1 protein-coding gene is annotated in these 1,407 nt (G+C 64.7%); it reads left to right on the forward strand.

Going from position 1 to position 1,407, the window contains the following annotated elements; translation table 11 throughout:
- A partial coding sequence (locus C1I95_RS33900; RefSeq protein WP_199524041.1) for a non-reducing end alpha-L-arabinofuranosidase family hydrolase occupies positions 1–1,348 on the forward strand: 1,348 nt, incomplete at its 5' end.
- Between the last annotated feature and the right edge of the window lie 59 nt (positions 1,349–1,407).

The following is a 1,407-nucleotide window of genomic DNA, read 5'->3' on the forward strand; positions in this document are numbered from 1 at the left end:
GCCCGGATCCGCCAGCGAGATCGTCGGCACCCAGTCGGGCCGATGCATCGACGTACCCAATGCATCACGGTCCAACGGCACCCGGGTCCAGCTCTACGACTGCAACAAGCAGTCCAACCAGTCGTGGACGTACACCACCGACAGACAACTACGGGTGTACGGCGACATGTGTCTGGACGCGGCCGGCTCCGGCAACGGTGCCGCGGTCCAGATCTACAGCTGCCACAACCAGACCAACCAACAGTGGAACGTCAACTCCAACGGCACAATCACCGGCGTCCAGTCCGGACGATGCCTGGACGTCTGGAGCACCAGCAACGGTGCCCAGGTCCAGCTCTACGACTGCAACGGACAGACCAACCAGCAGTTCCGGCTCGTCTCGCTCGGCGGTCCCACCCCGACGCCGACGGCCACTCCGACGCCCACGCCCACCGGCGGTACGTGCAATCTGCCGTCGTCGTACCGGTGGTCGTCGTCGGGTGCGTTGGCGCAGCCGAGGTCGGGTTGGGTGTCGTTGAAGGACTTCACCTACGCGCCGTACAACGGTCAGCATCTGGTCTACGCGACCACGCATGACACGGGCACGACGTGGGGCTCGATGAACTTCGGTCTGTTCTCGAACTGGAACCAGATGGGCTCGGCCAGCCAGAACCAGATGCCCTTCGCGGCGGTGGCGCCGTCGCTGTTCTACTTCGCGCCCCGCAACGTCTGGGTACTGGCCTACCAGTGGGGTGGCCCCGCCTTCTCCTACCGGACCTCGACCGACCCCACCAACGTCAACAGCTGGTCGGCGCACCAGAACCTGTTCACCGGCAGCATCTCCAACTCCAGCACCGGGCCGATCGATCAGGCGTTGATCGGTGACGACCAGAACATGTATCTGTTCTTCGCCGGTGACAACGGTCGGATCTACCGGGCCAGCATGCCGATCGGGAACTTCCCGGGCAGCTTCGGATCGAACTACACGACGATCATGACCGACACCACGAACAACCTCTTCGAGGGTGTGCAGGTGTACAAACTCCAGGGCCAGCAGCGTTACCTCATGATCGTCGAGGCTATCGGCTCGCAGGGTCGGTACTTCCGATCGTTCACCGCCACCAGCCTGGGTGGCAGCTGGACGCCGCAGGCCGCGACGGAGAGCAACCCGTTCGCGGGCAAGGCCAACAGTGGCGCAACCTGGACCAACGACATCAGCCACGGCGAGCTGATCCGCAGCAACGCCGACCAGACCATGACCGTGGACCCCTGCAACCTGCAACTGCTCTACCAGGGACGTTCCCCCAACTCCGGTGGCGACTACGGCCTCCTGCCCTACCGCCCGGGAGTACTGACCCTGCAACGCTGACAACGTGCAGGTCCGGCTCGGGCACAGCCGGAGCGGGCGGGCTCGGCACATACCGGGCC

Origin of the sequence: Micromonospora craterilacus (genome assembly GCF_003236315.1) — a bacterium.
In the GTDB taxonomy this organism is placed as follows: domain Bacteria; phylum Actinomycetota; class Actinomycetes; order Mycobacteriales; family Micromonosporaceae; genus Micromonospora; species Micromonospora craterilacus.